Genomic DNA, 14,691 nt, shown 5'->3' with positions numbered 1-14,691 from the left:
AACAGCAATGAACACAGAGATGAAACGCATCCTTATCGTGGACGATTCAGCGGATGACATCCACTTCGTGATGGAAAGCTTTTCTAAAGAGTATGCAGTGTTGGCAGCCACCAGTGGTGAAAAGGCATTGCAGATAGCGGACAAAGATCCTCGCCCTGACATCATTTTGATGGATGTGGAGATGCCGGGAATGAATGGATATGAGACCTGCCGTCGCTTGAAGGAAGCCGAGTCCACGCGGGATATAGACGTGATTTTCGTATCATCCCACGATACAACCGAAGAAAAACTTACCGGTTATGATGCGGGCGGCAGCGACTACCTTATCAAGCCGATTCAGCCGGAGATGTTGCTACAGAAGGTCAAGCTGGCCATTAACAACAGAGCTGACCGTGAGGCATCAGCGGAAGAAACCTCATCGGCCATGCAGACGGCAATGACCGCTCTCTCTAACATCGGCGAACAGGGTGTGATCATTGATTTTATGCGGCGTAGCTTTTCGGTTGGCAATAGTGAAACCCTGGCAAGACTGATCGTGGAAGCCACCGCCAGCTATGGACTGGAAAGCAGTGTGCAGATCAACAGTTCCGAAAAGCCCGTCTATGCTAGCAGCAGTAAGTCTATACCACCGCTGGAACAGGAACTCCTGTCAAGACTCACGAGAGAGACACGGATCCTGGAAAGCGGCAGCAGATTGATCTTTAATTTTGGAGCTGTCTCACAACTTATTAAAAACATGCCGGACGATGATGACCGGCACGGAAGGCTGCGTGATCATCTGGCCATTCTGCTGGAAGGTGCTGAGGCTCGCGCCAAAGCATTGGCCATCCAGACAGGGCTTGCCAGTGTTGTGGCCGACTCTAATCAAACACTATTGGAAATCGAGAGTCTACAGAAAAAACAGCAACAGTCGGGCATGCAGGTCATGGATGATATAGTGCGGGATATTGAAACTGCATTTTTCACTTACGGACTTACCGAAGATCAGGAAAGAAAGATCATGGATATTGTGCAGCTTGGCGTGGATAAATCGCAGCTGAACTTAGAGCAAGGCCTCCAACTCAATCAACAATTGCGTGCAATCATCGATCGTCTGGAGTAGTTTTCATCAGTGTAGTCAATGTAACACGCTTCAGACAAGAAGATACCTGGCGTCTGTTCCTGGCTGTTTACCGGTGTTCCTCGTGGAGAATAAGTGAATACGAGGGGGCCGCGTCCATCTCTCTCCCCCCATCAGGTGGATAGAGGGGAGAGACAAAATCAAGCACTAATCCGCCGTTACCGTACGGGGCGTAGCACTTGCCTGCACCTTGATAGTTACATCCTCTGCCTGACGCTTCGTGGGAATCTTAACCGTGGAGATGATAACTGCTGCGATGAGACTCAAGACGCCGGTGATAATGAAAGCGAGCAGGTAGTTGTTCATGTCTCCCAGATAACCGCCGAGCATTGGACCGACCGTACCACCCAAGCCATAGGCAAGAAACACATAGCCGTAGTTCTGGCCGAAGAACTTGTGCCCGAAGGTGTCTGTGGTGATGGCTGGAAACAGCGCGAAATTGCCGCCAAAATTGAAACCAATGAGTGCGGCAAACAGATAGAGCGAGTATTCGAATCCTGCCACATAGGGAAATGCGATAACGAACACCCCCTGACTGGCGGCCATAATGATCAGTGAGGTCTTACGCCCCCGATGATCGCAGTTGGCCGCATGGCCGATGATGTCACTGATCTTGCCCCAGCCGATGCGCCCAAGCGCGTTGAAGATGGCGAACACTACCATCGCAGTACCGGCGGTCGCATCGGCCAGCGTTTCAGCCATACCGGAAGCTGTGAGGGCCTGACTCGGAAACTGCTTCATCAGTCCGATGCACATCGACTCTTTGGCAGGCACTGATGGCAAAGGTGGTAAAATCGACCAGTAGCGGGTGGTTCGACTATCTCCCCTTCACTGCGAAAATCAAATTTACGCCTTTATGATCCGGCTTCGGTGCAGTAATGAACGCTGGAGGAAATTATCCACAGGCTGCCGATCAATACCAATACCATGAATATCCCAATGTAGATCGCGAAGGTGGTACTCTATGCCATAGCTTCGAAGTGATCAAACCACCTTTCGATGTACCCGCCAGTTTTACCTGTGATCATGGTCAAGACTGAAACCGGCTACCGTAAATGCCGGTGATAAGAGCAATACGTAACCGAATTCCTAGCGTTACCAACGGCCTAGGTGAGAACAACAAAAGCGCGTATTCGAGGCATTCACCCAGGCCGACAGCACCCACACCCGCAAGTATGGCGGCACCGGTCTGGGACTGGCGATCAGCCACGCCCTGGTTAAAGCCATGGGCGGCTCCCTCGAACTGAGCAGTGCGCCGGACATCGGCTCTGATTTTCATTTTGATCTGCCTGCCGTGGAACCAGACGAGGAGACCTGTCGTCTCATACCCCCTGAATCCTTGTCATTTAAACGCATTTTGTTGGCAGACGATCAGGTAAGCACCCGGGACGTCATTGAACGCATGTTGAGAACCTGGGATTTGAAAGAGATTGGCCAGGCAAGCACGGGAAGTGATGCGGTGACCCAGGTCAGAACAGCGGTTGCCGACAACAAACCCTACGATATCGTCCTTCTGGATGCGGCCATGCACGGGATGGCGGGCAGCGAACTGGTAGAGGCCATCTACCCCGAAGCCGGATCGCATAAACTACGTGTCGTGGAGTTACGTACCCTGGATCAAAGCGAAGCGCCGGTGCAGGGAGTGGATGCCTGGATAAACAAACCGATCAGCCAATCAGATCTGTTTGACACATTGCTGGATCTCTACGGCGAATCGATTGCCACTCATGGTTCAGATCATGCCAAAGATGCCCAAGAGTGGTGGTTTGGCGGCAGAAAACTCCTGTTGGCGGAGGACAATCCCGTCAACCAGGAGGTGGCGACCGAGATACTGACCAGCGCCGGCTTCAGCGTCGATATCCGGGAAAATGGCGCGGATGCAGTCGCCGCCGTGCAAGAGCATTCATACGATGCGGTGCTGATGGATATTCAGATGCCGGTCATGGATGGTCTCACCGCAGCCCGGAAAATTCGTGAACTCGGCGATGATTACGTGGCTCTACCAATCCTTGCCATGACCGCACACGCACTGGCTGGTGATCATGAGAAGAGCCTGGAAGCGGGAATGAACGGACACATCACCAAGCCCATCAATCCCCACGCCATGTTCAGCGAGATTGCTGAATGGGTTGCCCAGAGCGAAAAACCTCAGCAGACCGATCAGAAAGAAGAGCGGGCAGAGAGTGAGCCACTACCGGAACTGCCAGGCATAGATACGGCGGATGCCCTTGAGCGTATTGGTGGCAATCAGAGCGCTTACCGAAGAATACTCGGGAACTACCGCGACAGAAACCTGGACGTGGTAGAACGTATCACAGCGAATATCCGCAATGAGGAACTGACCGAAGCCGCACATACAGCTCACTCCCTCAAAGGCAGCAGTGGCAACATCGGCGCCAGGCAGATCCATCAATATGCCGCCTCAGTGGAACAACACTGCCGCGACGAACAGCCTGCCCAGGCGTTGGAAGCGCTGGGAAATCTGCATACCAGTCTGCAGCAGGTGATCGACGGACTGGCTCAACTGGATGAAACCGCAGACGAGTCGGCTCCAGTTGAGAGCAACGCCGACATTGATCCCGATGAACTACAGAACTTACTGCAACAGCTTGAAGGGTATCTGGATAACGACTTGAGACAGGCAGGAACCTTGCTGAAAGAGATCCAGCAAAAAGCAACGAATACAGAATTCAGCTCGTCTTTGAGCGAGATAGAGCAAGCATTGAATGAGTTCGATATCGATGCTGCTAAAACAAGTATTGGACGTATTTGGCAACAAGTGTAAAGAGAAACAACAGCAATGAATACCGAGAAAAAACGCATTCTTATCGTGGACGATTCAGCGGACGACATCCACTTTGTGATGGAAAGCTTTTCAACAGATTATGCGGTGCTGGCAGCCACCAGTGGTGAAAAGGCGTTGCAGATAGCGGACAGAGATCCACGGCCTGACGTCATATTGATGGATGTGGAGATGCCGGGGATGAATGGATATGAGACCTGCCGTCGTTTGAAGGAAACCGAGTCCACGCGGGATATAGACGTGATTTTCGTATCATCCCACGATACAACAGAAGAAAAACTTGCCGGTTATGATGCGGGCGGCAGCGACTACCTTATCAAACCGGTTCAGCCGGAGATGTTGGTACAGAAGGTCAAGCTGGCCATTCACAACAGAGCTGAGCGTGAGGCATCAGCAGAAGAAACCTCATCGGCCATGCAGACGGCAATGACCGCCCTCTCTAACATCGGCGAACAGGGTGTGATCATTGATTTTATGCGGCGTAGTTTTTCGGCTGACAACAGTGAAACCCTGGCAAGACTGATCGTGGAAGCCACCGCCAGCTATGGACTGGAAAGCAGTGTGCAGATCAACAGTTCCGAAAAGCCCGTCTATGCCAGCAGCAGTAAGTCTATACCACCGCTGGAACAGGAACTCCTGTCAAGACTCACAAGAGAGACACGGATCCTGGAAAGCGGCAGCAGATTGATCCTTAATTTTGGAGCTGTCTCACAACTTATTAAAAATATGCCGGATGATGATGACCGATGCGGCAGGCTGCGCGATCATCTGGCCATTCTACTGGAAGGTGCTGAAGCTCGCGCCAAAGCATTGGCTATCCAGACAGGGCTTGCCAGTGTTGTGGCCGACTCTAATCAAACACTATTGGAAATTGAGAGTCTACAGAAAAATCAGCAACAGTCGGGCATGCAGGTCATGGATGATGTAGTGCGGGATATTGAAACTGCATTTTTCACTTACGGACTTACCGAAGATCAGGAAAAAAAGATCATGGATATTGTGCAGCTTGGCGTGGATAAATCGCAGCTGAACTTAGAGCAAGGCCTCCAACTCAATCAACAATTGCGTGTAATCATCGATCATCTGGCGCAGTTTTCATCCATGTAATCAATGTAACACGCTCCAGGCAAGAAGATGCCTGGCGTCTGTTCCTGACCGTTTACTGATGTTCCTCGTGGAGAATAGGCGAATACGAGTCTCCCTCTCCATCAGGTGGATAGAGGGGAGAGACAAAAATCAAGCGTTAATCCGCCGTTACCGTACGGATCGTACCACTCGCCTGCACCTTGATGGTTACATCCTCCTCCTGGCGCTTCGTGGGAATCTTAGCCGTGGATATGATAACTGCGGCGATGAGGTTCAAGACGCCGATGATAATGAAAGCGAGCAGGTAGTTGTTCATATCTCCCAGGTAACCGCCGAGCATCGGACCGACGGTACCACCCAAGCCATAGGCAAGAAACACATAGCCGTAGTTCTGGCCGAAGAACTTGTGCCCAAAGGTATCTGTGGTGATGGCGGGAAACAGCGCGAAGTTGCCGCCAAAATTGAAACCAATGAGTGCTGCGAACAGGTAGAGCGAATATTCGAATCCAGCCACATAGGGAAATGCGATAACGAACACCCCCTGACTGGCGGCCATGATGATCAGCGAGGTCTTACGCCCCCGATGATCGCAGTTGACCGCATGACCGATGATGTCACTGAGCTTGCCCCAGCCGATGCGCCCAAGCGCGTTGAAGATGGCGAACACTACCATCGCAGTACCGGCGGTCGCATCGGCCAGCGTTTCAGCCATACCGGAAGCTGTGAGGGCCTGACTCGGAAACTGCTTCATCAGTCCGATGCACATCAGACCTGCGGTGGCACCGATGGCAAAGGTGGAGAAGATCGACCAGTAGTGGGTGGTTCTGATCATCTCCTCACTGCGAAAATCAAATTTACTGCCTTTATGATCCGGCTTCGGCGGCACGAACGCTGGAGGAAAGCTCATCCACAGGCTGCCGATCAATACCAATACCATGAATATCCCACCGTAGATCATGAAGGTGGTACCTATGCCATAGTCAGCGATCAAACCACCCCAGGTACCCGCCAGCTTTACCCAGATCATGGCTCCAAGACCGAAACCGGCTACTGCAACGCCGGTGATAAGGCCCTTCTTGTCCGGGAACCACTGCATACCGACCGCAATGGGCACCACATAACCGAGCCCGATGCCTGCACCGCCCATGAGTCCGACACCGATCAGGGTCGGCCAGAAACTCTCTCCGCCCATAGCGCCGGCAAATAGATAACCTGCACCCAACATGATGCCGCCGGCAGCTGTCAGCTTGCGGGGGCCGAACACGTAGAGCTTACGCCCCGCATAGACCATCACCAGAGCAAAAGCCACCAGCCCTACTGTGAACGGCCACTGGGTATCGGATGTCGACCAACCTGAAACCTGCAACGGTTTCGCGAATACTGACCAGGCATAGATCGCGCCGAGAGAAAGCTGTATTAACAGCGCTCCAAATATCACCCACATTCCGTGACGACTTTTACCGCTCGACATTGTCTTTTGTTACCTTGATGAAAGCAGTGGATACTACTGGATCTATATAACGGTTCTGTGACAAAAACCTGAGCTGAAAAACAGGGAAGCTTCCTTCAGTGCCAATAGCGGCAGACTCTTTGAGACGAATTACGAGGGAAGATACGAGATGGGCTGGAGTCAGCCTTTAAATTTGAAAATATTGCTCCCTACACCCATTTGAATTGGCCATTTCAACTACACTCAATATAGTAGGCTGCTTTGATGCAGAGGGAGAGGGCAGATGAAGATTCCAATGAATATCCGACTGTTTTTGGCTACCGTGATACTGCTGATACCAGTGCTTGGTCATACGGCCATAATCAGCTTCGACGGATTTACGCCTGGCGCCACCTTCGGTATGGGAACGGTGCTTTCGGAGGCAGGATTCGACTTCACTCAGGCAGGTGGAGGCATCAGCGGCAGTCCACGGTTTGTTGATGTGGGCGGTGGGAATATCGGCATCGAGGATTCGATTGATGATGTGTATGGGCAGTGGATCGGATTCAGCCGGGACGACGGCGGGGATTTCATTTTCGATTCAGTCACCGGCCTGAACCGGATCATTGGTCTGACGCCGGTTGAGGGCATCTGGGTCAACGGGTATCTGGGTGGCGCTCTGGTGGCGCAGGACAAATTTTTTCCAACCACTAACACCCCCACCTTGTTTGCCGCCAGCAATCTGCTGGGACTGGTTCTGGATGAGGTGAAGATTGCCCACAGCTATTATGTGCCTTTCAACGAGGACGTGGTTCTGACAGCAGTGCAATTGACCCAGATACCAGAGCCCGTAAGCTGGCTGATCTTTACCGTCGGACTGCTGGGACTGGCTCGAAGTAAAGAAAAACGGCTGTAGCCAAGACCAGCCAGACCTACACATATTTGAGCAAATGATGCGGGGTTCTGGAATACTGTGCGGCCCTTGGATGAGCTGGAATCCAGTGACGCTTCAGTTTTATTTTCGACGATTTTCCCAAAAAACAAATCTGCCCTCTTTTCATGAGGTGATTGTGATGAGGCCAGCTCATTCCTACCCGTTGCTGACCGTACCTGAATCCAGTCACCTGTCACCTTGCCAAGCAACTGAACCATCCTCCAAAACTCCGGTCATATTCTAGAGTTGGCACTCCCCATCAGAGAGTGCTAATATCGAATTTGAGTAAAACACTGAGGTATTCAATGGGTAAGGAACTCGTGATTCCCATGTCGCTGCCCACCGGCAGCATCGAGGCTTACATCAGCGCGGCTTATCGACTGCCGATTCTGAGTGCGGAAGAGGAGCACAAGCTCGCGGTGCAACTGCGGGATAATGAAGACCTGGCGGCGGCCCGTTCGCTGGTCATGGCCCACGTACGCTTTGTGGTACGTATCGCGCGCGGTTACTCCGGCTATGGTCTGGCCCTGCCCGATCTGGTGCAGGAAGGCACCGTGGGGCTGATGAAGGCGGTCAAACGCTTCGACCCTGACATGGGCGTGCGTCTGGTCTCTTTTGCGGTGCATTGGATCAAGGCGGAGATCCACGAGTTCATCCTGAAGAACTGGCGCATCGTCAAGGTGGCCACCACCAAGGCCCAGCGCAAACTGTTCTTCAATCTGCGCAGCTCCAAAAAGCGTCTTGGCTGGTTCTCCCAGGAGGAAGTCGAGGGCGTGGCGAAGGATCTGGGTGTAAAACCTGAGACTGTGCTGGAGATGGAATCCCGCCTGTCGGGTCAGGATATCGCCTTCGATGGTCCCGGTAGCGATGACGAGGATGGCTTGGTAGCCACCCCCGCCGGCTACCTGCGGGATATGAGTCTGGAGCCCGCCTCAAGGGTTGAGGCCGTGGACAGCGAAGCCCACCTGAAACAGCAGCTGCTGGCGGCACTGGATGGACTCGACGAACGCAGCCGCGCCATTCTTGAGGCCCGCTGGCTGGGCGAGAAGAAGGCTACCCTGCACGAATTGGCTGACCGTTTCGGCGTCTCTGCCGAGCGCATCCGCCAGATCGAGAAGAGCGCCATGGGCAAGCTGAAGGGCGTGCTTGCCGCCTGATCGATCTCTGGTGTAGAAACGGCTTTTTGCCGTCTCTACCGACAGCTACGTTTGCACACACCGCCCAGTCCTGTGGCTGCAATACACCGGTCGAAACACTCTCCCACAGCTTCCGCTGTCGGCTGCTCCATGTAAGGTATCTCTCCCAGACAGGGAGCAGGCATCCAGCTACAGAGGGTTTCAATGTTTTCCCGCTGCGCATCCATATCCGGATCAATATGGTTGCCAACCCATCCCGCCAGACGCAGACCGGAACCCAGAATACTCTCTTCCGTAAGCAGCGTGTGGTTGATGCAACCCAGTTTCAGCCCCACTACCAGTATTACCGGCAAATTGAGCAGCCGCACCAGATCGGGCAGGGTGACACCGTGACCCAACGGCACCCGCCAGCCACCCACGCCCTCCACGATAACCCTGTCAGCCAGAGCGGATAGCTCAATAAAATCAGCCTGTATCTTCCTCAGACTGATCGGTCTTCCTTCCGACTTTGCGGCCAGATGAGGGGCAATAAACGCTTCATAGGCGAAGGGATTGACCTTTTCATAGGGCAGTGAGATATCGGATTGGGCCTGAATTTTGAGCGCATCGTCGTTGCGCAGCCCTTCCGGGGTCAGCACCGCACCTGCGGCCACCGGTTTCAAACCCGCTACGCTGAGTCCCTCCGCCTGCAATCGATGCATCAAACCCAGAGTCACCTCCGTCTTGCCGCAACCTGTGTCAGTGCCGGTGATGAAAAAACCTTTATTGAAATTCATAGACTCTGCTTCAAGATATCGAAAGGGATAGTGGTCACCCCATCCTGGGTGCGCTGCTGGGGCGCCCATGCCAATCCGTAAACCACCTCGTAACTGGCTGGCAATCGCCCATCGTTGCGAAAAACCTCATAGGCATTGAACATTGCCTGCAGTCGACCCTTGCCGGTCAGGCCCTGCTGCCGCCCACGGGTGACATTATGCGCGCCCAATGCCTTGAGATCACGCATCAGTCCCGGCACATCCTCGTAAGTCAGTTGCATACGGTCCACATCCACCACCGGGTCGGAGAAACCCGCCCGCAACATAAGGTCGCCGATGTCGTGCATATCGGGAAAAGGGCTGACATGGGGGTAACCATCCACCTCGGCCCAGCTCTGACGCAGCTCTTTCAGGGTATCCGGACCAAAAGTGGAGAACATCAGGAGGCCATTGGGACGCAGTACCCGCAGGAATTCGTTGAAGGTCTGTTCGAGGTCATTACACCACTGCAGCGCCGCATTGGAGAAGAGCAGATCCACACTCTGATCCGCCAGCGGCAACTGCTCCGCATCGGCGCAGAGACAGCGTGGACGTCTGAACAGGGAACCCCGTTTACGCGCCTGCTGTAGCATCGGCAGGGCGAAATCCAGCGCCAGGATGCGTGCCTTCCTGTACTGTTTGGCAAGTGCAGCAGTGGCCTCCCCGGTGCCTGCCCCAACATCCAGCACCACCGACGGTTGATGGCGGATATAGCTCAGGCGTTCGAGCATCCGCCGGGCGGTATCCCGCTGCAGTACCGCCACCTCATCATAACTGGCGGCTGAACGCTCAAAGGCCCGACGGGCCTGACGCTTGTCGATATAACCGACGGGCTTACTGCTCACTGCTTCCCTCCAGAAAGGTTTCTATCAGCGCCAGCGTCTCATCCTGATGGGAGAGAAAAGGCGCATGGGCCGCACCGGCAATTCTATACACCTCTGCCCGGGGCAATATGGCCAGCAACAGGTCTGCGGCGGCTGCCGGGACCAGCGTATCCCGCTCGCCATAGAGCCAGAGTGTTGGCATCTGCAGAGCAGCCAGATCTTCTCGCAGATCAACATTTTTCAGCAACGACAATCCTGTCTCCAGGGCTGTAGGTTGCGGGTCTGGCCTCTCCATCAGACGGATCTTGAGGGTGCGCAAGATAGTACGAGCCTCATCACTGCCGCGCACCTGCAGGGCGAGAAAACGCTCCAGCGTCTTGCGATGATCCTTTCTCAGGGATGTCGCAAACTGTCCGAGGGTCTTGTCTTCCATGGCATGGAGCCAGCTTTCCCCCTGCACAAACCGTGGGGTTCCCGCCAGGGAGATCAGCTTCTGCACCCGTTCCGGCTGATCCAGCGCAACCTGTAGCGCAACCTGCGCCCCGAGAGACCAACCGATCCAGACCGCTCGCTCAGGAGCCACTGCGAGGCAGGCATCCCCCCACTCCCGGAGACTGCGCTCACTGGCGAAGGGACTGCCACCATGTCCCGGCAGATCAATCAGGATCACTCGCCGATTTTCGGCCAGACGTTCGGCAACACCGCCCCAGACCGCCGAGTTCATGCCCCAACCGTGCAGCAGCACCAGCGCCTCTCCCCGGCCAAGGGTTTCCATGCTGAGTTTCATCCGTCCACTTCCGGCAGTTCCGCCAACACTTCCAGCAGTCGTTGCAACTGGTCATCACTATGGTTTGCACTGAGGGTGATACGCAGCCGCGCACTGCCCTCCGGCACGGTGGGGGGACGAATGGCGGAGACAAGAATCCCCTGTGTCTCCAAATGGCGGCTCCAGGTCAACGCCTGGCCAGCGCTACCCGCCACGATTGGCTGGATAGGTGTCTCTGATGCCATCAGGGAGAGACCAAATCCCGCCACCTGCTCCCTGAAACGGGTGATCAACATTTGCAAACGCTCGCGACGCCAGGACTCCTCCTGCGCAATATGCAGACTGACCAGCGTTGCTTCGGCCAGGGCCGGCGGGGTGGCAGTCGTATAGACATAGGGACGCGCCTGCTGAATCAAGGTCTCGATCAGGGCCTCGCTGCCTGCGACAAAAGCGCCAAATGTCCCCAGCGCCTTGCCGAGAGTACCCATCAGGATCGGCACCTCCTCTTCACTCAAGCCAAAGTGGCTGGTGCATCCACCTCCGGTTTCGCCCAACACGCCGAGACCGTGGGCATCGTCCACCATCAGCCAGGCGTTATTTTGCGCAGCCAGCTGGGCCAAGTCAGGTAGGGGCGCAAGATCGCCGTCCATGCTGAAGACGCCATCGGTGACAATCAAACGCCGTTCCTCCCCTGCCGCTCCCAACTGCCGCTCCAGACTGTCGGCATCAGCATGCTGATAGCGTTTCATCCTGGCTCTGGAGAGCACACCGGCATCCACCAGTGAGGCATGGTTGAGCCGGTCTTCAAAAAGTAGATCACCACGTCCCAGAAGTGCGGATACCACACCGATATTGGCCATATAACCGGTGGAGAAGAGCAGCGCCCTGGGCCGTCCGGTAAAGACCGCCAGCGCCTCTTCCAGTTCCTCATGGGCACGACTGTGACCACTGATCAGATGTGCTGAGCCACTGCCCACACCATAACGCCCGGCACCCTGCTGCAATGCACGGATCACCTCTGGATGATTGGCCAGCCCAAGGTAATCGTTGCTGCAGAAAGAGAGCATCTGGCGGCCATCCACCAGCAACTCAGGCTGCTGCGGACCATCGATCGTTCGCCGGGTGCGATAGAGATCGTCCCGACGGCGCTGGTTCAGGTTTTTATGCAGAGAATCAAACATCTTAAAAGATAGGTGAAAGGCTAAAGGTCAAAGGTTAAAGGTGGCCGTGCCACAAGATAGGCCGAACGTTGTAGCCTCGTTATTTGTAGGCCGGTTCAAGCGTAGCGGAACCGGCAACCTAAATCGTTCTGACAAGGCCTGGATGCCCGATCCGCTACGCTTGATCAGGCCTACATATTTTCACGGTAACGGCAACAGCGATGAAGCTCGGTCTTCTTTTTTGCCTTTCGCCTTTCGCCTTTCGCCTTTAACCTATACCTACCCCACCTTCCTGCAAGGCTTCTTCACCGCCTTCACTTCCGACTCGACGCACTGTTCCATCTGCATACCCAGGCGGTCGAACAGGATCCGGTCGCTGTCCGTTTCCGGGTTGTCGGTGGTGAGTAAGCGCTCACCATAGAAGACGGAGTTGGCGCCGGCGAGAAAACAGAGCGCCTGCATCTCATCGCTCATTTCATTGCGTCCGGCGGAGAGCCGCACATAGGATTCCGGCATCAGGATACGCGCCACCGCGATGGTGCGGATGAACTCAAACGGGTCCAGCGCATCGGTACCGAAAAGTGGTGTGCCCTCTACCTGCACCAGCAGATTGATCGGCACCGATTCCGGGTGCTTCTTGAGGTTACACAACTCTCGCAACATGCTCGCCCGGTCACGGCGGGACTCGCCCATGCCCAGGATGCCGCCGGAACAGATATTGATGTCGGCGTTGCGAACATGGGCCAGCGTGTCGAGCCGGTCCTCGAAGGTGCGGGTGGTGATGACGTTGCCGTAGAACTCCGGCGAGGTATCCAGATTGTGGTTGTAGTAGTCGAGTCCCGCCTCATGCAGCTTGACTGCCTGGGATTCGGTCAGCATGCCAAGCGTCAGGCAAGTCTCCATGCCAAGACCATGCACCGCCTGCACCATCTCGATGACCCGTTGCAGGTTCTTGTCGGTAGGGTTGCGCCAGGCCGCGCCCATGCAGAAACGGCTGGCGCCCTTCGCCTTGGCCGCTTGTGCCGCCTCAACCACCTCGTTCAGGGGCAACAGCTTCTCTTTCTCCAGATCGGTGCTGTGTTTCGCACTCTGCGAGCAGTAGCCGCAATCCTCCGAGCAGGCGCCGGTCTTGATGCTGAGCAGACTGCTCACCTGCACCTGATTGGGGTCGAAGTGGGCGCGATGGGTACTCTGCGCACGGAACAGCAGATCGTTGAAGGGCTGATTCAGCAAGACTTCGATCTCGTCGAGGTGCCAATCATGGCGTAGAATGGTTTCGTTCATGGCGATCTTTGCGGGTTGACCAAATCCCGCAATAGTAAGGATCGAGCGCCCCCTGTCAACCAAGGATGGTTATGAAGGTTTACAACTGGATAGATTTTGCACTAAACAAGCTCTACGCCTCCCGCTGCCATCTCTGTGGAGACCAGGGCGCGCCGGGGCGGGATCTCTGCCCTGACTGCAAAAAGGATCTCTCTCTCAACCGGCACTGCTGCAGGGTCTGCGCCATCCCCCTGCCCCTCGCCGCGCCTGCAAACACCTTATGCGGATCATGCAGCCACCGACAACCCAACTTTGAGCAGTGCCTTGCTGCCTTGGTCTATGATCAGGAGACAGGCCAATTGGTCAGTGGCCTGAAATTCCGCAACCAACTCGGCAACGCCCGGCTGCTGGGGGATCTGCTCTGCGACTACCTGGCGGCAAGAATCGATGAAAAACCGGACTTTATCCTGCCGGTGCCACTGCATCGAAGCCGTCTGAAAACACGCGGCTATAACCAGGCTCTGGAGATCGCCAGACCAGTAGGACGCCGATTCGGCATCCCTCTCCGACCGAAAGTCTGTGTAAGGAATCGGGCCACCGAGGCACAGGCGAATCTGGACAAGGGCGACCGGGGGAAAAATATCCGCGGTGCCTTCAGCGTAAAAAAACAGGTGACCGGTTGCAGGATCGTACTGCTCGACGATGTGGTCACTACCGGCAATACCGTCTCTGAACTGACCCGGGTTTTACGGCAGGCCGGAGCGGCCAGGGTGGATGTTTGGGCTGTCGCACGGACACCTTAGTTCTACCGTATGCCCGATCCGCTACGCTTGATCGGGCATTCCGAAGTCGTACCGAAGACTGGCGCTGCCGGTTCCGCTACGCTTGAACCGGCCTTCTATGGGGAATTATTCACCAAACCTCTGATTTAGATCAATCAGGTTGTCCACCCATAGCCTGTCATGACTGCAGTCCTCATATTTCTGCGCAGTGACAGGCTATGGGTGGTTTTCTTCATCTGAACTGTGTTTACGCTTTCCTTATGCCGACGAATGCTTCCGTTTCCCGCTGATATTGCGTTTGCTTCAGTTCTGTAGGCGATCAGCCCTATCTGGCCTGATACCACCTTCTATCGTCGGCTCTGTCGCCGGAAACCTTATGCTATATGCGCCTCTGGCGCGCCTGTGAACCGATGAAGAAGTACCCCATCCTGCAGAAACGGTACGAGTTACCTCGACCCAGGCCGGTTCCGGATACCTCAAACCGGCAGCTGCAACGTTAACGGCTTCATCTTTCAGTCAGCTTCCCGAATATCCTATCTCTTCAAACCTGCTTCAGAATCGCCCCTTCAGGGACTATCAACTAATACGTAGCTT

Annotated in this window: 13 protein-coding genes and 1 pseudogene; 7 read left to right on the top strand and 7 right to left on the bottom strand. The window is 55.0% G+C overall.

The annotated features are described in order from the left end of the window. The first annotated feature begins 7 nt into the window (after window positions 1-7). On the top strand, window positions 8-1,102 hold the full coding sequence (locus G9Q73_RS00325) for a response regulator (RefSeq protein WP_177417974.1): 1,095 nt from the start codon (window positions 8-10) through the stop codon (window positions 1,100-1,102). A gap of 165 nt (window positions 1,103-1,267) precedes the next feature. On the opposite strand, the gene G9Q73_RS00320 is transcribed toward G9Q73_RS00325, so the two are convergent. After that, window positions 1,268-1,861: an MFS transporter gene (locus G9Q73_RS00320; protein WP_246344883.1), complete on the bottom strand. Its 594-nt coding sequence runs from the start codon at window positions 1,859-1,861 to the stop codon at window positions 1,268-1,270. A 385-nt stretch (window positions 1,862-2,246) separates the two neighbouring features. Between G9Q73_RS00320 and G9Q73_RS19900 the strand changes: the two are divergent. From G9Q73_RS19900 to G9Q73_RS00310, 3 genes and pseudogenes are all read left to right on the top strand, one after another. Next, window positions 2,247-3,227 (top strand): annotated as a pseudogene (locus G9Q73_RS19900) (response regulator); the annotation flags it as partial. After that, a complete protein-coding gene (locus G9Q73_RS19895; protein WP_281397593.1) occupies window positions 3,225-3,905 on the top strand; it encodes an Hpt domain-containing protein in 681 nt (226 codons plus the stop codon). The pseudogene G9Q73_RS19900 and the gene G9Q73_RS19895, both read left to right, overlap by 3 nt. A 15-nt stretch (window positions 3,906-3,920) precedes the next feature. Then, window positions 3,921-5,030 carry a response regulator gene (locus tag G9Q73_RS00310; protein WP_177417971.1) on the top strand — a complete coding sequence of 370 codons (1,110 nt, stop codon included), beginning with the start codon at window positions 3,921-3,923 and terminating at the stop codon, window positions 5,028-5,030. Between the two features lie 136 nt (window positions 5,031-5,166). On the opposite strand, the gene G9Q73_RS00305 is transcribed toward G9Q73_RS00310, so the two are convergent. Further along, window positions 5,167-6,480, bottom strand: coding sequence for an OFA family MFS transporter (locus G9Q73_RS00305; protein ID WP_177417970.1), 1,314 nt, complete (start codon window positions 6,478-6,480; stop codon window positions 5,167-5,169). A 262-nt stretch (window positions 6,481-6,742) separates the two neighbouring features. On the opposite strand from G9Q73_RS00305, the gene G9Q73_RS00300 reads away from it, so the two are divergent. Together G9Q73_RS00300 and rpoH are read left to right on the top strand one after the other, a co-directional pair. Continuing rightward, window positions 6,743-7,354, top strand: coding sequence for a hypothetical protein (locus G9Q73_RS00300; RefSeq protein ID WP_177417969.1), 612 nt, complete (start codon window positions 6,743-6,745; stop codon window positions 7,352-7,354). A 323-nt stretch (window positions 7,355-7,677) separates the two neighbouring features. After that, window positions 7,678-8,529 carry an RNA polymerase sigma factor RpoH gene (rpoH, locus tag G9Q73_RS00295; protein WP_177417968.1) on the top strand — a complete coding sequence of 284 codons (852 nt, stop codon included), beginning with the start codon at window positions 7,678-7,680 and terminating at the stop codon, window positions 8,527-8,529. Window positions 8,530-8,564: 35 nt separating this feature from the next. Here rpoH and bioD read toward each other — a convergent pair whose 3' ends face one another. From bioD to bioB, 5 genes are all read right to left on the bottom strand, one after another. After that, a complete protein-coding gene (gene bioD / locus G9Q73_RS00290) occupies window positions 8,565-9,284 on the bottom strand; it encodes a dethiobiotin synthase (RefSeq protein WP_177417967.1) in 720 nt (239 codons plus the stop codon). After that, window positions 9,281-10,147, bottom strand: coding sequence for a malonyl-ACP O-methyltransferase BioC (gene bioC, locus G9Q73_RS00285; RefSeq protein WP_177417966.1), 867 nt, complete (start codon window positions 10,145-10,147; stop codon window positions 9,281-9,283). The genes bioD and bioC overlap by 4 nt, the downstream gene beginning before the upstream one ends. Next, complete coding sequence (bioH, locus tag G9Q73_RS00280; RefSeq protein WP_177417965.1) at window positions 10,137-10,913, bottom strand: pimeloyl-ACP methyl ester esterase BioH; 777 nt, start codon at window positions 10,911-10,913, stop codon at window positions 10,137-10,139. The genes bioC and bioH overlap by 11 nt, the downstream gene beginning before the upstream one ends. Further along, the gene (gene bioF, locus G9Q73_RS00275) at window positions 10,910-12,073 is read right to left on the bottom strand and encodes an 8-amino-7-oxononanoate synthase (RefSeq protein WP_177417964.1); all 1,164 of its coding nucleotides are present in this window, start codon (window positions 12,071-12,073) and stop codon (window positions 10,910-10,912) included. Before bioF ends, bioH begins: the two co-directional genes overlap by 4 nt. A 258-nt stretch (window positions 12,074-12,331) precedes the next feature. Beyond that, window positions 12,332-13,336 carry a biotin synthase BioB gene (gene bioB / locus G9Q73_RS00270; protein ID WP_177417963.1) on the bottom strand — a complete coding sequence of 335 codons (1,005 nt, stop codon included), beginning with the start codon at window positions 13,334-13,336 and terminating at the stop codon, window positions 12,332-12,334. A 71-nt stretch (window positions 13,337-13,407) separates the two neighbouring features. On the opposite strand from bioB, the gene G9Q73_RS00265 reads away from it, so the two are divergent. Then, on the top strand, window positions 13,408-14,118 hold the full coding sequence (locus G9Q73_RS00265) for a ComF family protein (RefSeq protein ID WP_246344881.1): 711 nt from the start codon (window positions 13,408-13,410) through the stop codon (window positions 14,116-14,118). Window positions 14,119-14,691 lie beyond the last annotated feature (573 nt).

Source organism: endosymbiont of Lamellibrachia barhami (assembly GCF_011947365.2).
Classification (GTDB): Bacteria; Pseudomonadota; Gammaproteobacteria; order Chromatiales; family Chromatiaceae; genus QGON01.
Note: the sequence above shows the minus strand (reverse complement) of the source record. Positions and strands in the feature narration are given on the sequence as shown.

Excerpts from the sequence above, each read along its gene's own strand:
- G9Q73_RS00300 (WP_177417969.1), top strand. The coding sequence starts at position 6,743 with ATGAAGATTCCAATGAATATCCGACTGTTTTTGGCTACCGTGATACTG.
- G9Q73_RS00310 (WP_177417971.1), top strand. The coding sequence starts at position 3,921 with ATGAATACCGAGAAAAAACGCATTCTTATCGTGGACGATTCAGCGGAC.
- G9Q73_RS00265 (WP_246344881.1), top strand. The coding sequence starts at position 13,408 with ATGAAGGTTTACAACTGGATAGATTTTGCACTAAACAAGCTCTACGCC.
- bioF (WP_177417964.1), bottom strand. The coding sequence starts at position 12,073 with ATGTTTGATTCTCTGCATAAAAACCTGAACCAGCGCCGTCGGGACGAT.
- bioB (WP_177417963.1), bottom strand. The coding sequence starts at position 13,336 with ATGAACGAAACCATTCTACGCCATGATTGGCACCTCGACGAGATCGAA.
- G9Q73_RS19895 (WP_281397593.1), top strand. The coding sequence starts at position 3,225 with ATGTTCAGCGAGATTGCTGAATGGGTTGCCCAGAGCGAAAAACCTCAG.
- bioD (WP_177417967.1), bottom strand. The coding sequence starts at position 9,284 with ATGAATTTCAATAAAGGTTTTTTCATCACCGGCACTGACACAGGTTGC.
- bioH (WP_177417965.1), bottom strand. The coding sequence starts at position 10,913 with ATGAAACTCAGCATGGAAACCCTTGGCCGGGGAGAGGCGCTGGTGCTG.
- G9Q73_RS00305 (WP_177417970.1), bottom strand. The coding sequence starts at position 6,480 with ATGTCGAGCGGTAAAAGTCGTCACGGAATGTGGGTGATATTTGGAGCG.
- rpoH (WP_177417968.1), top strand. The coding sequence starts at position 7,678 with ATGGGTAAGGAACTCGTGATTCCCATGTCGCTGCCCACCGGCAGCATC.
- G9Q73_RS00325 (WP_177417974.1), top strand. The coding sequence starts at position 8 with ATGAACACAGAGATGAAACGCATCCTTATCGTGGACGATTCAGCGGAT.
- G9Q73_RS00320 (WP_246344883.1), bottom strand. The coding sequence starts at position 1,861 with ATGAAGCAGTTTCCGAGTCAGGCCCTCACAGCTTCCGGTATGGCTGAA.